17 protein-coding genes are annotated in these 17,199 nt (G+C 69.0%); 10 read left to right on the top strand and 7 right to left on the bottom strand.

Annotated features, from left to right (window positions below; translation table 11 throughout):
• Positions 1–117: 117 nt before the first annotated feature.
• From ACWFRJ_RS29110 to ACWFRJ_RS29120, 3 genes are all read left to right on the top strand, one after another.
• A complete protein-coding gene (locus tag ACWFRJ_RS29110) occupies positions 118–459 on the top strand; it encodes a YbaB/EbfC family nucleoid-associated protein (protein WP_389902244.1) in 342 nt (113 codons plus the stop codon).
• A 67-nt stretch (positions 460–526) separates the two neighbouring features.
• Positions 527–1,126: a recombination mediator RecR gene (recR, locus tag ACWFRJ_RS29115; RefSeq protein WP_453537193.1), complete on the top strand. Its 600-nt coding sequence runs from the start codon at positions 527–529 to the stop codon at positions 1,124–1,126.
• Between the two features lie 79 nt (positions 1,127–1,205).
• Positions 1,206–1,895 (top strand): DUF5063 domain-containing protein, encoded by a 690-nt coding sequence (locus tag ACWFRJ_RS29120; protein WP_453537653.1) that lies wholly within the window; start codon positions 1,206–1,208, stop codon positions 1,893–1,895.
• 36 nt (positions 1,896–1,931) lie between these two features.
• Here the strand turns inward: ACWFRJ_RS29120 and ACWFRJ_RS29125 are convergent, their stop codons facing one another.
• Positions 1,932–3,041 (bottom strand): hypothetical protein, encoded by a 1,110-nt coding sequence (locus ACWFRJ_RS29125; RefSeq protein ID WP_453537196.1) that lies wholly within the window; start codon positions 3,039–3,041, stop codon positions 1,932–1,934.
• Positions 2,983–3,447, bottom strand: a complete 465-nt coding sequence (locus tag ACWFRJ_RS29130; protein WP_453537199.1) for a PadR family transcriptional regulator — start codon at positions 3,445–3,447, stop codon at positions 2,983–2,985. The genes ACWFRJ_RS29125 and ACWFRJ_RS29130 overlap by 59 nt, the downstream gene beginning before the upstream one ends.
• A gap of 480 nt (positions 3,448–3,927) precedes the next feature.
• Here ACWFRJ_RS29130 and ACWFRJ_RS29135 point away from each other — a divergent pair, with 480 nt between their 5' ends.
• The 5 genes from ACWFRJ_RS29135 (at position 3,928) to ACWFRJ_RS29155 (ending at position 9,940) form a co-directional block, all read left to right on the top strand.
• On the top strand, positions 3,928–5,019 hold the full coding sequence (locus tag ACWFRJ_RS29135) for a hypothetical protein (RefSeq protein WP_453537202.1): 1,092 nt from the start codon (positions 3,928–3,930) through the stop codon (positions 5,017–5,019).
• A gap of 218 nt (positions 5,020–5,237) precedes the next feature.
• Entirely contained in the window at positions 5,238–6,509 is a 1,272-nt protein-coding gene (locus ACWFRJ_RS29140) for an aspartate kinase (protein ID WP_453537205.1), read from the top strand.
• A complete protein-coding gene (locus ACWFRJ_RS29145; RefSeq protein WP_453537208.1) occupies positions 6,506–7,564 on the top strand; it encodes an aspartate-semialdehyde dehydrogenase in 1,059 nt (352 codons plus the stop codon). Before ACWFRJ_RS29140 ends, ACWFRJ_RS29145 begins: the two co-directional genes overlap by 4 nt.
• A gap of 412 nt (positions 7,565–7,976) precedes the next feature.
• Complete coding sequence (locus ACWFRJ_RS29150; RefSeq protein WP_453537211.1) at positions 7,977–8,636, top strand: SigE family RNA polymerase sigma factor; 660 nt, start codon at positions 7,977–7,979, stop codon at positions 8,634–8,636.
• The gene (locus tag ACWFRJ_RS29155; protein WP_453537214.1) at positions 8,633–9,940 is read left to right on the top strand and encodes a hypothetical protein; all 1,308 of its coding nucleotides are present in this window, start codon (positions 8,633–8,635) and stop codon (positions 9,938–9,940) included. The genes ACWFRJ_RS29150 and ACWFRJ_RS29155 overlap by 4 nt, the downstream gene beginning before the upstream one ends.
• A gap of 74 nt (positions 9,941–10,014) precedes the next feature.
• On the opposite strand, the gene ACWFRJ_RS29160 is transcribed toward ACWFRJ_RS29155, so the two are convergent.
• Together ACWFRJ_RS29160 and ACWFRJ_RS29165 are read right to left on the bottom strand one after the other, a co-directional pair.
• Positions 10,015–10,827 (bottom strand): SURF1 family protein, encoded by an 813-nt coding sequence (locus tag ACWFRJ_RS29160; protein WP_453537217.1) that lies wholly within the window; start codon positions 10,825–10,827, stop codon positions 10,015–10,017.
• 138 nt (positions 10,828–10,965) lie between these two features.
• The gene (locus ACWFRJ_RS29165; RefSeq protein WP_453537655.1) at positions 10,966–12,744 is read right to left on the bottom strand and encodes a prolyl oligopeptidase family serine peptidase; all 1,779 of its coding nucleotides are present in this window, start codon (positions 12,742–12,744) and stop codon (positions 10,966–10,968) included.
• 134 nt (positions 12,745–12,878) lie between these two features.
• Between ACWFRJ_RS29165 and ACWFRJ_RS29170 the strand changes: the two genes are divergently transcribed.
• Entirely contained in the window at positions 12,879–13,706 is an 828-nt protein-coding gene (locus ACWFRJ_RS29170; protein ID WP_453537219.1) for a class I SAM-dependent methyltransferase, read from the top strand.
• A gap of 23 nt (positions 13,707–13,729) precedes the next feature.
• On the opposite strand, the gene ACWFRJ_RS29175 is transcribed toward ACWFRJ_RS29170, so the two are convergent.
• The 3 genes from ACWFRJ_RS29175 to ACWFRJ_RS29185 form a co-directional block, all read right to left on the bottom strand.
• The gene (locus ACWFRJ_RS29175) at positions 13,730–14,326 is read right to left on the bottom strand and encodes a GNAT family N-acetyltransferase (protein WP_453537222.1); all 597 of its coding nucleotides are present in this window, start codon (positions 14,324–14,326) and stop codon (positions 13,730–13,732) included.
• A 231-nt stretch (positions 14,327–14,557) separates the two neighbouring features.
• A complete protein-coding gene (locus ACWFRJ_RS29180) occupies positions 14,558–15,151 on the bottom strand; it encodes a hypothetical protein (RefSeq protein WP_453537225.1) in 594 nt (197 codons plus the stop codon).
• 122 nt (positions 15,152–15,273) lie between these two features.
• Entirely contained in the window at positions 15,274–15,723 is a 450-nt protein-coding gene (locus ACWFRJ_RS29185) for a DoxX family protein (protein ID WP_453537228.1), read from the bottom strand.
• 192 nt (positions 15,724–15,915) lie between these two features.
• Here ACWFRJ_RS29185 and ACWFRJ_RS29190 point away from each other — a divergent pair, with 192 nt between their 5' ends.
• A complete protein-coding gene (locus ACWFRJ_RS29190) occupies positions 15,916–17,151 on the top strand; it encodes an amidohydrolase family protein (protein WP_453537231.1) in 1,236 nt (411 codons plus the stop codon).
• Positions 17,152–17,199: the final 48 nt, after the last annotated feature.

Here is a 17,199-nt window from a genome sequence, read left to right on the forward strand (position 1 = left end):
AGTGCTGGGGCGAGGGGTCCCTCGACCACGTAGGCTCGTTCCAGGTGGAAAATCCACCGTAAATACCTCCACAGACCGTCCCAGACCATTCGAGACCTTTCGAGACAGGAGCTGATCGTGATCCCCGGTGGTGGCCAGCCCGACATGCAGCAGCTGCTTCAGCAGGCCCAGAAGATGCAGCAGGATCTCGCGACCGCTCAGGAGGAGCTCGCGCGCACGGAGGTCGAAGGACAGGCGGGCGGCGGTCTCGTCAAGGCGACGGTCACCGGCTCCGGTGAGCTGCGCGGCCTCGTGATCGACCCCAAGGCCGTCGACCCGGAAGACACCGAGACCCTCTCGGACCTGGTCGTCGCGGCTGTCCAGGCGGCGAACGAGAACGCGCAGGCGCTCCAGCAGCAGAAGCTCGGACCGCTCGCACAGGGTCTGGGCGGCGGCGGTATGCCGGGCCTTCCCTTCTAAGAGGGCCACCGGCCAACTACCGTACGTACCAAAGTGTGATACTCGGCAAAAGCAGGAAAGGCACCCCGTGTACGAAGGCGTGGTTCAGGACCTCATCGACGAGTTGGGCAGGCTGCCCGGCGTCGGTCCCAAGAGCGCGCAGCGGATCGCCTTCCACATCCTGCAGACGGAGCCCACGGACGTACGCCGCCTCGCGCACGCCCTCCTCGAGGTCAAGGACAAGGTCCGCTTCTGCGCGACCTGCGGCAACGTCGCGCAGGAAGAGCTCTGCAACATCTGCCGCGACCCCCGCCGCGACCTGACCGTCATCTGCGTGGTCGAGGAGCCCAAGGACGTCGTGGCGATCGAGCGTACGCGCGAGTTCCGGGGGAAGTACCACGTACTGGGTGGAGCGATCAGCCCCATCGAGGGCGTCGGCCCGGACGACCTGCGTATACGAGAGCTGCTCGCGCGCCTGGCGGACGGCACGGTCACCGAGCTGATCCTCGCCACGGACCCGAACCTGGAAGGGGAGGCCACAGCGACGTACCTCGCGCGCATGATCAAGCCCATGGGCCTGAAGGTCACCCGCCTGGCCAGCGGGCTCCCTGTCGGGGGAGATCTGGAATACGCGGACGAGGTCACCCTGGGCCGCGCCTTCGAGGGGAGACGACTCCTAGATGTCTAAGAACCAGCCAGAGCAGTCCACTCAGCCGGAAGCGACGACCGCCCCCGATTCGATGGAGCCGGTCCTCACGCCCGAGCCGATGGCCGCCCCCGAAACGATCGTCGCCTCCGATCAGACGGTCCTTCTGCACGCCTCCGCCCAGGACCCGGACTCCTTCGCGGTGCAGATCTCGGACCAGATCGAGAGCTTCATCGTCGCGGTGACCGAGGTCGCGAAGGGCGACGAGCCGGACTCCGCCGTCCCCTTCCTCCTCCTTGAGGTCTCCCAACTCCTCCTCGCCGGCGGACGCCTTGGCGCACACGAGGACATCGTCCCCGAGGAGCGCTACGAGCCGGATCTCGGCCCGGAGCGAGACGTGGACGACCTGCGCGAACGCCTGGCCGCCATGCTGGAGCCGATCGACGTCTACTCCGAGGTCTTCGACCCGTACGAACCCCGCAAGGCCCCCGTGGCCTGCCGCATCTCGGACGACCTGGCCGACGTGGTCGCCGACCTCTCCCACGGCCTGGCCCACTACCGCGCGGGCCGCACGGTCGAGGCCCTCTGGTGGTGGCAGTTCTCGTACTTCTCGAACTGGGGCTCCACCGCTTCGGGCGCCCTGCGGGCCCTCCAGTCCCTGGTCGCCCACGTCCGCCTGAACCAGCCCCTCGAAGACCTCAACGGCCTCGACACCGACGAGGACCTGGCCGAGGACGCCCTCGCCGAGGCCGCGGGCAAGGTCATGGCGGAGGAGATCGCCGGGCCCCTGGGCCTGCGCTCGGTGCAGTAGGCACGAACGGAGGGCGGGCGGGCGGGCGGCGCAGGATCAGGCCTTGGCGCCTGAGTCGCCGCCCCGCCGCAGCTTCCGCCACAGCGACCATGTGGTGATGGCCCAACCGCATATGCCTGCCACCAGCACGGCGGCCTTGGCCCAGAACCAGAAGGACGTGGGCTCCGGCGGACTGAACAGGTCGAAACCCCACCAGAGAAGTCCCGCGGTGAACAGGATCGTGGGCACCACCTCGGCCCGTGCCGCACGCTGCGTCTTCCCCGGCCCTTCGCTGAGCCGAAGCGCGTAGACCTCGACGTCCCCGAACTCTCCCGCCGCGCTCCCGCCCGATGCGGCGAGATGGTCCCGCGCCTCGGTCACACAGCGCCCGGCGTCCCTCGCGGACATCCGGTGCCGCCCCCGCAGCAACGCGTTGAGCCGCTCCAGCCAGGCCTCGTCGTCATCCCGCATCGCCTCGGCAGGAACGGCCCGCCCACGGAACCATCGCCCGACACGCTCAGGGGAGATTCGCCACCCCAGCACCCCGAGCAACGCGCCCACGACGAGCAACGCGGGTGCCGGAACGCTTACTTGGGGCCCACGAGGTATGGCGGTGAACCCCACGGCGCAGGCCACCACGAGCACCGCGGCGCAGGCGATCGCTATCCGGCGGGCCCGAAGCCGCCCCGCCGCACGCAGCTCGGGGATGACGCCGGTGACGAGCACGATGAGCGCGGCGAGCAGCAGACCGGCGCCTCCTGTGGGCCAACCGACGTTCACCCGGAACCCGTTGCTCACCCACAGCACCACACCGAACAGGATGACCTGGCCGCCGGCCAGCAACAACGAGCTGGTGAACCGGTCACCGGCGGCGAAGCCTTCGAGGTCGACGGTGCTGCGATGAGCCTCGTCGATCCGCTCGGCGGCCACGGTCTCTGCGTATGCGGCGGGGTCGCCGAAGATCTCCCGGACGGGTGCCTCCGCCTCGGCGGCGGTCAGCCGGGCCTCCTCCAACACCTGCTCGGCGAGCCCGGCGGGCGGCGTGTGCTCCACGACCAACGCCAGCTCGAACTCGGCGGCCCACTGAGCGTCGTCGCCGCTGGCCCAGTCAGACATCTGCCCCTGCGCCTGCGTCTGCTTCTTCTGCTCCGCGCCGTTCGTGCGCATCATCGCGTTCCCCCAGTTCTCGTTGATCTTCCGAACCGGCCAAGGCCGTCACCACGCCGTGGAAGTCCCGCCAAGCGTGATATTCGACGGCCAAGCGCTCGCGCCCCGATTCGGTGAGGCTGTAGTACTTCCGGCCGGGTCCGCCCTCGCCCGCGCTCCAGCGGATGTCGACGGCACCTTCCTCTTCCAGCCGGGTCAGGGCCGGATAGAGCGTGGCCGCTTTGGCATTGGCCAACCCGGCCGCGCCCAACTCCTGCAACAGCGCGTACCCATAACTCTCGCCGCGCTCCAACATCCCGAGCAGGCACAACGGCAGCGCCGCACGCATCCAGGCGGAACTGAACTCCGGCACCTGCCTCGCCTCCCCGACTAGTTGAGTTTTTAGAATAGTCGAGAACTCCGACATCCACCACCCCTCCGTCACACTCAGCAACCCGGCCCCAGCGCCACCAGGAAGTACATCCAGCGGGCGCCGGAGGCCGGCCCCCGCCTGACCGTCCCGGCCCCCGCCTGGTCCACCTTCCTGGCGTACGCCACCCACGCCACCCAGCCCTGATCGCCCCATCGCAATAAAGTCCCGCCAATCGACGCCTCTCATGGGCCTCCAGCGGGACTTTTCTGCGGTTCCCCCCGGAGCTCGCGTTCCGGGCCCCGGACTCCGGGCCCCGAGCTCCTCCCTGGGGTGGGTTGGTGGGTAGGTAGATAGAAACCAACCGACCCACCCGCAACGGGAGTTGAGCTGGGCGTCACCCTCAAGAGTGACGTTCCGTAGTCAGCTTGCGGCGGAGCGTGAACGCGCTCTAGGTTCGCGGCAATAGAACAGCCCCGGTCGGTGCACCAACACCGGCTCCGGGGCCTAGTCCTACGGATCGAAAGAGAGTCGACCGTGGCTTACGCCAACCCTAATCCTGTCCTGCCGTCCCCGTCCCACCCCCTGGCCAAAACCGGCTACGGGAAGCGCCTTGCGGATGACGAAGAACCGTACGCAGAGGCGGATTTCGCGCATCTGCATCCGCGTGACGCCGATATCGCCGTCTTCGTCGACCATCTGGAGGATGGCGCGGCGATGGGCTACAAGGACCTTGCCGCCGCGCATCCCCACTACGGGCAGCAAGCCGTCCGCACCTCGCTGCGACGGCTGACCGAGGCCGGTCACCTCCGGTGGATCAAGGAGCACCTCACCGTCGAGGACAGCTCGATGCGCTGGGTGACCCGGACGTACTGGTCGCGTATCCGCAGGTCGGGGGAGTGGTGGGCCGAGTTCGCCCGCGCTCGGCACGGCCGGGACGTCACCCACGAGCACCGGTCGGGTCTCGCCCGCGCCGTCGAACCGACCCCGGAGCCGGAGGGAGCGGAGGCCGCGCCCGACGGCACCGCCTACCGCACCCTCACCCACCTCCGCACCGCCGACCGCCGCATGGCCCTCTCCGAGAGCGAGTGCAAGCAGTTGGAGCCCCGCGCAGCGGAATGGCTGGCCCGTGGAGCCACCCCGCAGGACATCACCGCCGCCCTCACCACGGGGCTGCCGCCCACCGTCACCAACCCGGGCGGTCTCGCCCGTACCCGATTGGAGAGCAAGTTGCCTCCCAAGCCGAACCCCAAGCCGAACTCCACGACCCGAGCCCGCGCCCGCGTCACCCGTGCCGTCATGGTCTGCGGACTCTGCGAAGAGCCCGAGACCTCCGTGACGTTGATCAAGGGCATTTGCGCCGAGTGCCGTGCCGACACCGAGTCCTGCGACTGCGAGCAGTGCGTGGCCGATGCTGCGGCGAACGCGGCGGCGGAAGCAGCTGCGGAAGCCCGGCGGACCATCCCGGACACCTTCCTCGCGCGACCCCGCGCCGCAGCGGACGACGGCGTGACGGATGGCGTGACGGATGGCGTGATGGACGGCGTCGTGGACGTCACCGAGCGCGTGGCCGAGCTGCGCCGCGCGGGCCGTGCGGGCCGCGCGGGCCGGAACCGCCCGAACCTGTGACCCGCCCCACTTTCCGGAGTGTCCGACTCCCCAGCGGGCATGTGCCAAGCCGAGCGGTCGAAACGTACCTCCCGACAAGCGGGGGCGTATGCCTGTGGGTGATCACGTAGTGGGCGGGACATCTCACCATGTGATATTCGCGAGGCGAATTTCGGCCGCTCGTTAGACTGAGCCGACCGCAGCAGTGCGGTAAGAGACGGACTGAGCGAGGAGCGCACGTGAGCCTTGTCGTGCAGAAGTACGGAGGCTCCTCCGTAGCCGATGCCGAGGGCATCAAGCGGGTCGCCAAGAGGATTGTCGACGCCAAGAAGAACGGCCATCAGGTCGTTGTCGTGGTGTCCGCCATGGGTGACACGACGGATGAGTTGATCGATCTTGCCGGGCAGGTATCCCCGATTCCTGCCGGGCGTGAATTCGACATGCTGCTGACCGCCGGGGAGCGGATCTCCATGGCCCTTCTGGCCATGGCGATCAAAAACCTGGGTCACGCGGCCCAGTCGTTCACGGGCAGCCAGGCCGGTGTCATCACCGACTCCGTCCACAACAAAGCGCGGATCATCGATGTCACCCCGGGCCGCATCCGGGACTCGATCGACGAGGGCAACATCGCCATCGTCGCCGGGTTCCAGGGCGTCAGCCAGGAGGGCAAGAACATCACCACGCTCGGTCGTGGTGGATCCGACACGACCGCTGTCGCCCTCGCGGCCGCGCTCGACGCAGAGGTCTGCGAGATCTACACGGACGTCGACGGTGTCTTCACCGCCGATCCCCGTGTGGTGAAGAAGGCCCAGAAGATCGACTGGATCTCGTTCGAGGACATGCTGGAGCTCGCCAGCTCCGGGTCCAAGGTGCTGCTCCACCGCTGTGTGGAGTACGCCCGCCGTTACAACATCCCGATCCACGTCAGGTCGTCCTTCAGTGGGCTTCAGGGCACGTGGGTCAGCAACGAACCGCAAGGGGACCGCAAGGTGGAGCAGGCCATCATCTCCGGTGTCGCGCACGACACCTCGGAGGCCAAGATCACGGTCGTCGGCGTGCCGGACAAGCCGGGTGAGGCCGCCTCGATCTTCCGCGCCATCGCGGATTCCGGGGTCAACATCGACATGATCGTGCAGAACGTGTCGGCAGCCTCGACCGGGCTCACGGACATCTCGTTCACGCTGCCCAAGGCCGAGGGCCGCAAGGCGATCGACGCGCTGGAGAAGACCCGCGCGGGCATCGGGTTCGACTCCCTTCGCTACGACGACCAGATCGCCAAGATCTCGCTGGTCGGCGCGGGTATGAAGACGAACCCCGGCGTCACCGCCGCCTTCTTCGAGGCGCTCAGCGACGCGGGCGTGAACATCGAGCTGATCTCGACCTCCGAGATCCGCATCTCGGTCGTGACCCGCGCCGATGACGCGAACGAGTCCGTGCGCGCCGTGCACTCGGCCTTCGGACTCGACTCCGACACGGACGAGGCCGTGGTCTATGGAGGCACCGGGCGATGACCGGAAAGCCGACGCTCGCGGTCGTCGGAGCGACCGGGGCCGTCGGCGCGGTCATGCTCCAGATCCTGTCGCAGCACGCCGACATCTGGGGCGAGATCCGACTCGTGGCCTCACCGCGCTCGGCCGGCAAGAAGCTGGCGGTGCGCGGTGAGGAGGTCGAGGTCCTCGCGCTGAGCGAGGACGTCTTCGACGGCGTCGATGTGGCCATGTTCGAACTGCCCGACGAGGTCAGCGCGCAGTGGGCTCCCATTGCCGCGTCCAAGGGCGTTGTCGTCGTGGACAACTCCGCCGCTTTCCGGATGGACCCGGACGTGCCGCTGGTCGTCCCCGAGGTCAATCCGCACGCCGCGCGCGTACGTCCGCGCGCCATCGTCGCCAATCCCAACTGCACGACCCTCTCGATGATCGTGGCCATCGGCGCGCTGCATGCCGAGTTCGGGTTGCGCGAGCTGATCGTCTCCTCCTACCAGGCCGTGAGCGGGGCCGGGCGGGACGGTGTGGACACGCTGCGGCGGCAGATGAAGCTGGTGGCGGGTTCGGAACTCGGCACGAGCCCCGGTGACGTGCGACGTGCTGTCGGGGACGACACCGGGCCCTTCCTGGAGCCCGTGGCGCTGAACGTGGTGCCGTGGGCCGGGACGCTGCGGGACGACGGGTGGTCGTCCGAGGAGATGAAGGTGCGGGACGAGTCCCGCAAGATCCTCGGCCTGCCCGATCTGAAGGTCGCGGCCACGTGCGTACGGGTGCCGGTGGTGACCACCCACTCACTGACCGTCCACGCGCGCTTCGAGGACGAGGTCACGGTGGACCGCGCGCGGGAGATCCTGGCCACCGCGCCGGGCGTCGTGCTGTTCGACAACCCGGCCGCCGGTGAGTTCCCGACGCCCGCCGACGTGGTGGGGACCGACCCCACGTGGGTGGGCCGGGTGCGGCGCGCGCTTGACGATCCGACGGCCCTGGAGCTCTTCGTGTGCGGGGACAACCTGCGCAAGGGGGCCGCGCTGAACACGGTCCAGATCGCGGAGCTGGTGGCGGGGGAGTTCACCGGGCGATAGCTCTGGCTGGTTCGCGCTGGTCCAGACAGGGACAGAAAGATGCAGACAGGCACAGACGTATGTCGTCTGGCGAGCGGATCTTGTCCTGAATGTTCCCCGGGGTGAAAGCCTTTGCGGAATCTGTGTAAGTTCTGTGTCCAACTTGGTGGCCAGGATCGCTTGAACTGGACCATTGCCGCGTTCGAAGATTCGCAATATTCGTCCCCGTCCCCTGCAACCGGCAGCTGGGCGGGGCGCGTCTTTGCGATCGCCCTTCAGGGGTGTGACCTTGAGCGCTGCGAAAATTGGGCATAGGGGAAGAGCTGGTACGCATGGGGGCATTTGATGCATCGTCACCAACGGCGACGGTGCCTGCCGCAAACGCACCACATGATGCGTACAACCCTCCCGGGGGTAGGCGTGTCCAACAGGCGTGGCAGAGGTACTCGATTTCACAGCGGTTCAGGCGAGGGGCATTGCCCTGCGTCCGCCTCGCCGTCCCCGTGCGCCCGCCGGCATGCCGGTGATCGCCCCCATGCCCACTACGAGATCGGCCCGCATCCCGACCCAGCGCGAGGGCGCTGAGGAAGCGATGAGTGCGGGCACCACAGTCGACCACCTGACCGAGACCTACCGCGCCCACTACAGGTCGCTCCTCGGCCTGGCGGCGCTGCTTCTCGATGACACGGCCTCGTGCGAGGACGTCGTGCAGGAGGCGTTCATCCGGGTGCACTCGGCGCGCAAACGCGTGCGGGACCCGGAGAAGACGCTCGCCTATCTGCGTCAGACCGTCGTCAACCTCTCCCGGTCCGCGCTGCGGCGCCGGATCCTCGGGCTGAAGCTCCTCTCGAAGCCGATGCCGGACATGGCGAGCGCGGAGGAGGGTGCGTACGACCTTCTTGAGCGGGACGAGCTGATCAAGGCCATGCGCGGCCTCCAGCGCCGTCAGCGCGAGGTCCTGGTCCTGCGGTACTTCTCGGACATGACCGAGGCGCAGGTCGCCGAGACGCTCGGCATATCGCTCGGGTCGGTGAAGGCGTACGGCTCACGCGGGATCGCGGCTCTGCGGATCGCCATGGAGGCACCGGCATGAGCAAGCATGAGGACGGACGCGAGCGTGATGGGCGTGACGAGCGCGATGAGCGTGATGAGCGCGCCGAGTTTGAGCAGCATGCTGGAGACGGAACTGTGAAACACGGTCAGGGTGATGAGCCCACCGCGTCTGAAGACGGGTCCGGGGCAGAGATAGAGGCAGGGGCCGGGGATGAGGCCGGGGGCAAGGCGGAGGCCGTTAAGGCGTCCGGCGAGGCCTCGGGCAAGGGCCCTGGCAAGGCGTCCGGTGCGGAGAGTGGTGACGCTTCGCCCTCGGGTGCCGACTTCGGCGTCGAGGACGGCTTCGACTTCGGCTTTGGCTCCGGCGCCGACGAGCTGGCGCTGCGCAGGTTGATGCGTACGGCCGTCCAGGAGATCGAGCCGGGCGACCGTGCCCTGGAGCGTCTGCGCCACGCGGTGCCCGCACGGCGGGCGCGCAAGCGCCAGGCCGTCGTCGGCATGGCGGCCGCCGCGCTCTTCATCGGCACCGCCATCCCCGCTCTGGTGCACGTCACGAACTCGGGCGGCGGCTCGGACGACCGGCCGTCGATCGCCGGGAACAGCGAGCAGACGCAGGGCGGTTCGAGCGAGGGCAAGGGTCCTGACGGCGGCAAGAAGGGCGAGGGCAGCGACTCGGGCCCCTCGAAGTCCAAGGACAAGAAGGACGAGAAGGGCAAGAAGGACGGCAAGGGGAAGGGCGCGTCCAGCGACGGTGCCACTGGTGGTCCCGACCCGGAGGGCACGGCATCCGTCGACTCGGCCTCCTGCGCGATGGACCAGCTCGGCAACGCCGCCGGTAGCGCGGGAGCCCCGGAGGGCGACGGCAAGGTGTACGGCACCTTCCGCATCGCCAACGTCTCCTCGACCACCTGTACGGTCAGCGCCCCCGGCAGCGTGAGCACGTCCACGACCGGTGCGGCCGACCCCGGGAAGATCAGTGTCGTCGACCATGTGGCGGGCGACCCGGCGGCAGGCCTGCCGGACCCGGCACAGGCGGTCAGCTCGCTGGTCCTCCAGCCGGGGCAGGCGTACGAGGTGAAGTTCGCCTGGGTGCCTTCTGAAGGGTGTCCGACGGACAGCGGCGAGCCGCCCACGCCCGACCCGACTCCCACGGAGGGCGGCGGCTCGGACGGCGGCACACCGGACGGTACGGAGCCGCAGATGATGCGCGGTGACGGCGGCGTCCTTGACGGCGGAGTGACGGTGTCCCTGACGGCGGCCTCGGGTACGCCCGCCGCGGGCACGACGATCGGCAACGCGTGTGCGGGGACTGTTTACCGGACGGGCATGCTGTCGGCGTCGTAGTGCTGCAGGTGATGTGGGTGACGTAGGTTCGGACGGGCTGGACATCTATCCAGCCCGTTCGGCGTTTCAGGGACTCAGACCCCGCGAGCAGCCCCAGCTGCGGCAGCAGGCTCCTCCGGCAGAAGCCCCAGCGCGGCGTCCCGTGCGAACTCCCGCTCCCGGCGGAACAACCGGAACCACATGAAGACGACGAACCCCGCGAAGACGAACCACTCGCCGGTGTAACCGAGGTTCTGGAAGGCCTTGAGGTCGAGACCGGTGTTCGCGGGCGCGGCCGCCGGGACCGCCTTCATCCCGGAGTCGCCCTTCTCCAGCGTGACCCAGGCGTCGTACACATCGTCCCGGACCACGTTCACCAGTGAGGCCGCGCTGATGGCGCCGAGCTGCCCCTCCGGAAGTCCTCCGGCCGAACTGACCCCGTTGGACCCAGGGCTCTCGGAGGCCTGGAGCACGCCCGTCACGGTGACCTCACCGGAAGGCGCCGGGGGAGCCTTCGCCGCACTCGCGTTCCCGGGGAGCCAGCCCCGCACGACGGGCAGGTCCTTGCCGCTGTCGGTGTGCAGGAGCGTCAGGACGTAGTAACCGGACTTGTCGTCCAACTCCCGGTCCGGCACAAGGAGTTGCTTGCCGTACCGCCCGTTCGCCGACGTCCGTTCCCCGGACGTCTCCTGGTCCACGGGCAGGAGCGAGTCCAGCGGCCGGGCCTTCGCCTCTGACCGGGACGGTGCCGCCTGCCGGTCAGCCTGTGCCTGCGCGGCGTCATGCGCCTCGACGCGGTCCTCGAACCGCCCCAGCTGCCAGGACCCCATGAAGATGCAGAAGGGGATGGCCAGCAGTACGAAGACGTTGATCCCCCACCAGCGGGGCGTCAGCAGAAACCGGTACACACCCCCACGGTACGGGGGCGCCCCTGAGCGACGGGCCGCGGGGGTTGGGAAACCCCCGCGGCCACCCCTCTCCCGGCGAGCGGCGAAGGTGCTGCTCCTAGGACGAAGGTGCCGCTCCTAGTGGCGAAGGTGGCGCTCCTAGCGGCGAAGGTGGCGCTCGGCGAAGTCCAGTTCCAACCGCACCTGCTTGATCCGCTCGTCCACGACGAGCGAGCCGTGCCCCGCGTCGTACCGGTACACCTCGTGCGTGGCGCCCCGGGCCCCCAGCCGGTCCACGTAGTTGTCGATCTGGCGGATCGGGCAGCGCGGGTCGTTCACGCCCGCCGAGATGTAGACCGGCGCCCGCACCGCGTCCACGTACGTCAGGGGGGACGAGGCCTCGAAGCGCTCCGGGACCTCATCGGGCGTACCGCCGAGGAGGGTGCGGTCCATGGACTTCAGGGCTTCCATCTCGTCGTGGTACGCCGTCACGTAGTCCGCGACGGGCACCGCGGCCAGGCCCACCGCCCACGCGTCGGGCTGGGTGCCGACGCCGAGCAGCGTGAGGTAACCGCCCCAGGAGCCGCCGGCCAGGATGATGCGGGCCGGGTCCGAGAGGCCCGACGTCACCGCCCACTCCCGCACCGCCGCGATGTCCTCCAGCTCGATGAGGCCGACGCGGTGCTTGAGGGCGTCCGTCCACTCGCGGCCGTACCCGGTCGAACCGCGGTAGTTGACCCGCACCACCGCGTACCCATGGTCGACCCAGGCTGCCGGGCCCGCCGCGAACGCGTCGCTGTCGTGCCACGTCGGGCCGCCGTGGATCTCGAAGATCGTGGGGAGCGGGCCTGCCGCGTCGGCAGGCTTCTGCACGAGGGCGTGGACCCGGCCCCCGGGTCCCTCCACCCACACGTCCTGAACCGGCACGGAGGCCGGGGCCTTCATGCCGGGCGGGTCGAGCACGACGCCGCCCGTCGTCGAGCGCACCACCGGCGGCTCGGCGGCCGACGACCACAGGTACTCCACGCTGCCGTCCGGCCGCGCCGTCGCGCCCGACACCGACCCCGTGGGTGTCTCGACCTCGATCAGCTCACTGGAGGCGAACACGTAACGGAACAGCTCGCTGCGGGCCTCGAAGCTGTGCGCGATGAGCAGGGCCGAGCCGTCCGGATACCACTCGGCGCTCACGTCACCCGGCAGGTCGAGCGCGAGCTCCGTCTCCTTGCCCGACGCGATGTCCCACACCATGGGCTCCCAGCGACCGCGCCGCTGATGCCCGACGAGCAGCCGCGTGTCCCCGTCGACCGGCGCGAAACCGAGGACCTCGAGGCCGAGCTCGACCGTGCCGCCCTCGGTGTCGTCGAGCTCGGCGACCGTGGAGCCGTCCGGCCTGATCACCCGGAGGGTCGAGTGCATCGCGTCGCCGTGCTCCGTGTGCTCGACGGCGATCAAGGAGCCGTCGTGGGAGAGGTCGCCGACGCCCGCGGACTCACGGTGGCGGTAGATCTCGACGGGGTCCGCGCCCGGGGAACGTACGACGTGGATCGTCGTGCCGTCCTCGTCCGTCGAGCGGCCCACGACGGACATCTGCCCGTCCCGCGCGAGGACGAGGCCCGCCGGATACGAGGCTTCGAGCCCCGCCACCGCGGGCTCGTCGGTGCCGCCGCCCGCGAAGGGCTGGCGCATCCACACGCCGAACTCGTCGCCGTCCGTGTCGCTGAACCACCAGATCCACTCGCCGTCCGGCGAGAGCAGTCCGTCCGTCGTGCCGTTCGGCCGGTCCGTCACCTGGCGCTGCTCGCCGGTGGCGCGGTCCCATGCGTACAGCTCGTACGTCCCTGTCGCGTTCGAGACGAACAGGGAGCGGTCCGGAGCGTCCTCCGCCCAGTCGGGCAGGGACACCCGCGGCGCACGGAACCGCTTCTCCCACTCCGGCATCTCCGCGCCCCCGCCCGCATCCGCACCTGACGTATCCACTGCACCCGCACCCAAGTCGCTCATGAACCCCATAGTGCACGCACACGCCGACAATCCGCTGGCGAGGGTCCCCAGCCTGTGGATAACTTTCTGGAATGTACTCACCGACCCCCGCCGACTGGCGCGAGGCCAACCGAAGACGCTGGGACGAGCGCGTCCCCCTCCACCTCGCCAGTGACTACTACGACCTCGAAGCCTTCCGCTCCGGCAGTGACCCGCTGCGGGGCTACGAGCTCGCGGAGGTCGGTGACGTCACCGGGCGCTCGCTGCTCCATCTCCAGTGCCACATCGGCCTCGACACCCTCTCCTGGGCCCGGCACGGCGCATCCCGCGTGGTCGGGCTCGACTTCTCCGAACCCGCAGTCGACGCGGCCCGCGACCTCGCCGCCGAGCTCGGCCTCAGCGCCGACCAGGCGTCTTTCGTCGCCGCCGACGTGTACGACGCGGCGGACGCGGTGCCCGACTCCTTGTACGACATCGTCTACACCGGAGTGGGAGCCCTGTGCTGGCTCCCCGACATCCAGCGCTGGGCGGAGACCGCAGCAGCGCTCGTCGCGCCCGGCGGCTTCCTCTACCTCGCGGAGTTCCACCCGCTCGCCGACATCCTGGACGACGAGACGGGCTCACGGATCGCGTACGACTACTTCGCGCGCGACGCCTGGATCGACGAGGCCCCCGGCGGCTACGCGGACACGACGACGCCCACGGTCCACAACCGCACCGTGGAATGGCAGCACCCGGTCGGCGAGGTCGTCTCGGCCCTTGCGTCGGCCGGCCTGCGCATCGACTTCCTCCACGAGCACGACACCACGCTCTTCGCACGCTTCGGCACCCTCGAACGCCGCGACGGCGTCTACCAATTCCCCGTGGACCGACCGCGCATCCCCCTCATGTACTCCCTGAAGGCGAGCAAGGTGGGTTAGGGACGTCGGGGGGGAGAGAGGGATCAAGGCATCGGGCGCATCCATCCCTCCCACACGAGGCCGTCCGGTGCCGCCCTCGTCTCGGTCTCTCCCCGCCGGGGCGGTGCCGTCGAGCCGGGGCGGACCGGATCGAACTCGCCGAGCTTCGTCCAGCCCCACGACCGCAGGACCTCCCGCCCCAGATCGTCGTCCCGCTTGATGACCGCGACGACCAGGTCCGTGGCGTGCCGTACGAACAGGAGCGTGCGCAGGCGCTCCGAGACGCCCTGGCGCCGGTAGGCGGGCACCACCATCAGCTCGGTCAGGATGAAGACCCGGCCCGAGGCCGTACGTTCCTCGACCTCGGGGGGCAGGACGCCGCGGAACCCCTCCCACCAGTCGCCGGAACGCGCGGCGCGGTAACCGTAGAGGCAGCCGACCATGCTGCCCGCCCCATCGGCGACGACCATGTCGAAGTCGGGCCGCTGCACGGTGTTCTCGAAGACGTGCAGGAATCCCTGCCGGTCCCGGTACTCGGCTCCCGCGTCTCCTTCGTAGGCCTCGACATAGACGTCGGCGACCGATTCCCGCTGCTGCTCCGCCTGCCACCGGCTCAGCCGTCGCAAGAACACCTCTGCCATTTGTTCCTCCGCCCCGCCCCCGTCGAGGGGGCCCCTCGACACCCCTCGGCACACTGGACTCCGCATGGTGACACCACGGAACGGTGAGCGGAACGGGGCGTCGGGTATACATCACGCCGATCAGACGCCGACACGTAACTGCCATGCTACGGAAGCCGGTTGCTCTTCTCGCGCAGTCCTTCCGGTGAGTCGGGCGAGTCGGGCGAGTCGGGCGAGTCGGGTGAGGACGGGTCAGAAATGCAGCATCGACATGACCTCGGGACTTCGTACGCCCGTCGATACGGCGGGGACGTCCGTGCCGGGGCGGATCCATCCTGCCCGCTCCGCCGCCACGACAGCCGCCTTCTCTGCCATGTCCGCCAGGGAGTTGAGCTCTTCGTCCGTTCCGAGGTACCTGGCTCCCGCTGCCGATGATGCCGCCAGGGAGGCCTTGAGCGCGGCTTGGCAGGCTTCGCGGGACAGGGTGGTGTCGCCGTCGACGAGTTGCCCCATCTGCGCGGCCTGCGCGGCGGAGGCGGCGGCGTTCCTGGCGCAGCGAGAGTCCGCGGCCGGGTCGGGTGCGCTCTCGGAGAGCACGGCGAGGGCCTGGGCCGCTACGCGCGCGGCGTGAGCTGCCTTCCAGGCGGCGTTCTCGTCGGCGGTGGAGCTGGACGGTTGCTCTTCAGCCCCCTCCGTCCTTCCCGTCCCTCCCGTCTCTGCCGCGCCGCGCTCGATGTAGTGGCTCATCGCGGCCGCCCGCGCTGCCGCGCTCTCGGCTCGCGCGGCGTGGCCCTGTCTGAGGGCTGCCGCCTCTGGCCCGTGCGATTCCCGCTCGCGTTCGCTCATCGGCTTCTCCTCAGCCCGTTCGCGGTCCGTTCAGTCCGTAGAAGGCGGATGTGCCGGGCAGGGTGGCATGCCGGGGCGCAACAGACCAGACAAGTGCGCCAGGCCCGGACGGCTTTGAGCATCTACGTGAAGAGCCCGAAGGCGTGGTCGAGCGACCAGACCTGCCAGGACATCCCGAAGAGCGCGACCGCCGAGATCAGCGCCATCATCAGGTTCTGCCCCTGCTCGCCCCAGTCGTGGATCATGAGGACCAGGTAGATCAGGTTGAGCACGAGTCCGCCGATGAGTGCGACCGGCGTGAGGAGACCGACGATCAGGCCGAGGCCGAGAGCCAGTTCCGCGTAGGCGACGACGTACGCCATCGTGCGAGGCCGGGGCTTCACGACGACATCGAAGCCCGATCGCACGAAGGACCAGCGGTGTTTGTCCGCGATGCCCGCGGCCCAGCTGATCCCGCCGCCGGTGAACCAGGTCTTCTTGTCCTTGTGGCGCCAGCTCTCCAGCCACCACAGGCCGAGCCCGATCCGGAGCACGGCGACCCACTCGGCTCCGGTGAGCCACATCGTCTCCATCGAGCGTCCTCCCTCACATTGACGTGCGGTACTGCAAACTGACGAGTCGTCAGTTCAGCGGATCCGGCGCGATCGCGCAAGAGGTCGAGTTTCAGGAGAGCTGTTGCCGTCGCCGGGGTGAGCCCATAACCTCAATCTGATGGTCCGTCAGATGTCAGCTAGAGAAACCGGCAGGTAGTAGGGGGCACAGCAGTGGACAACAACGAGGTCGGGGCCAAGGCAGCCAAGGAACTCCCCCGCGTCATCAGCGTGGACGACCACGTGATCGAACCCGCGCACCTCTTCGAGAAGTGGCTCCCGAGCAAGTACCGCGACCGGGGTCCCAAGCCCTTCACCGCGGGTATCGGCGAGCTCGAGTACATCGGTGGCAAGTACAAGTTCACGACGGACCCGGAAGGGCAGGTCACCGACTGGTGGGAGTACGAGGGAGAGATCTTCCCGTACAAGCGCATCATCGCCGCCGTCGGCTTCTCCCGGGACGAGATGACGCTCGACGGCATCACGCGCGAGCAGATGCGCCGCGGCTGCTGGGACCCGAAGGCCCGCCTGGCGGACATGGACATCAACCATGTCGAGGCCTCCCTCTGCTTCCCGACCTTCCCGCGTTTCTGCGGGCAGACGTTCTCCGAGGCCAAGGACAGGGAGGTCGGGCTCGCCTGCGTCCGGGCGTACAACGACTGGATGGTGGAGGAGTGGTGCGGTGACAGCGGCGGAAGGCTGATCCCGCTCTGCCTCATCCCGCTGTGGGACGTGAACCTCGCCGTCGCCGAGATCAAGCGCAATGCCGCTCGTGGCGTGCGAGCCGTGACCTTCAGCGAGATCCCCACCCACCTCGGGCTTCCGTCGATCCACTCCGGTTACTGGGACCCGTTCTTCGCCGCGTGCGAGGAGACCGGCACGGTCGTGAACATGCACATCGGCTCGTCGTCGCAGATGCCGGCGGCGTCCCCCGACGCGCCCCCGGCCGTTCAGGCCTCCCTGAGCTTCAACAACGCGATGGCGTCGATGATGGACTTCCTCTTCTCCGGGGTCCTCGTGAAGTTCCCGCGGCTCAAACTCGCCTACAGCGAGGGGCAGATGGGGTGGATCCCGTACGCCCTGGAGCGCGCCGACGATGTGTGGGAGGAGCACCGGGCCTGGGGCGGGGTCAAGGACTTGATCCCCGAGCCCCCGTCGACGTACTACTACCGGCAGATCTTCTGCTGCTTCTTCCGGGACAAGCACGGCGTCGACTCGATCGAGACCGTCGGGGTCGACAACGCCACCTTCGAGACCGACTACCCCCACGTCGACTCGACGTGGCCGCACACGAAGCAGGTCGCCGAGGACCACGTCGGCCACCTCCCCGAGGACGTGGCGTACAAGCTGCTCCGCGGGAATGCGATCCGCATGCTGGATCTCGCGTTCGACCGGGATCGGAGGCTTTAGGGCTTCCGCTGTCGGCTTCGCGGTGGGTCCGGATCCGGGGGCGGGGCT

This window comes from Streptomyces sp. NPDC055239 (genome assembly GCF_053606205.1).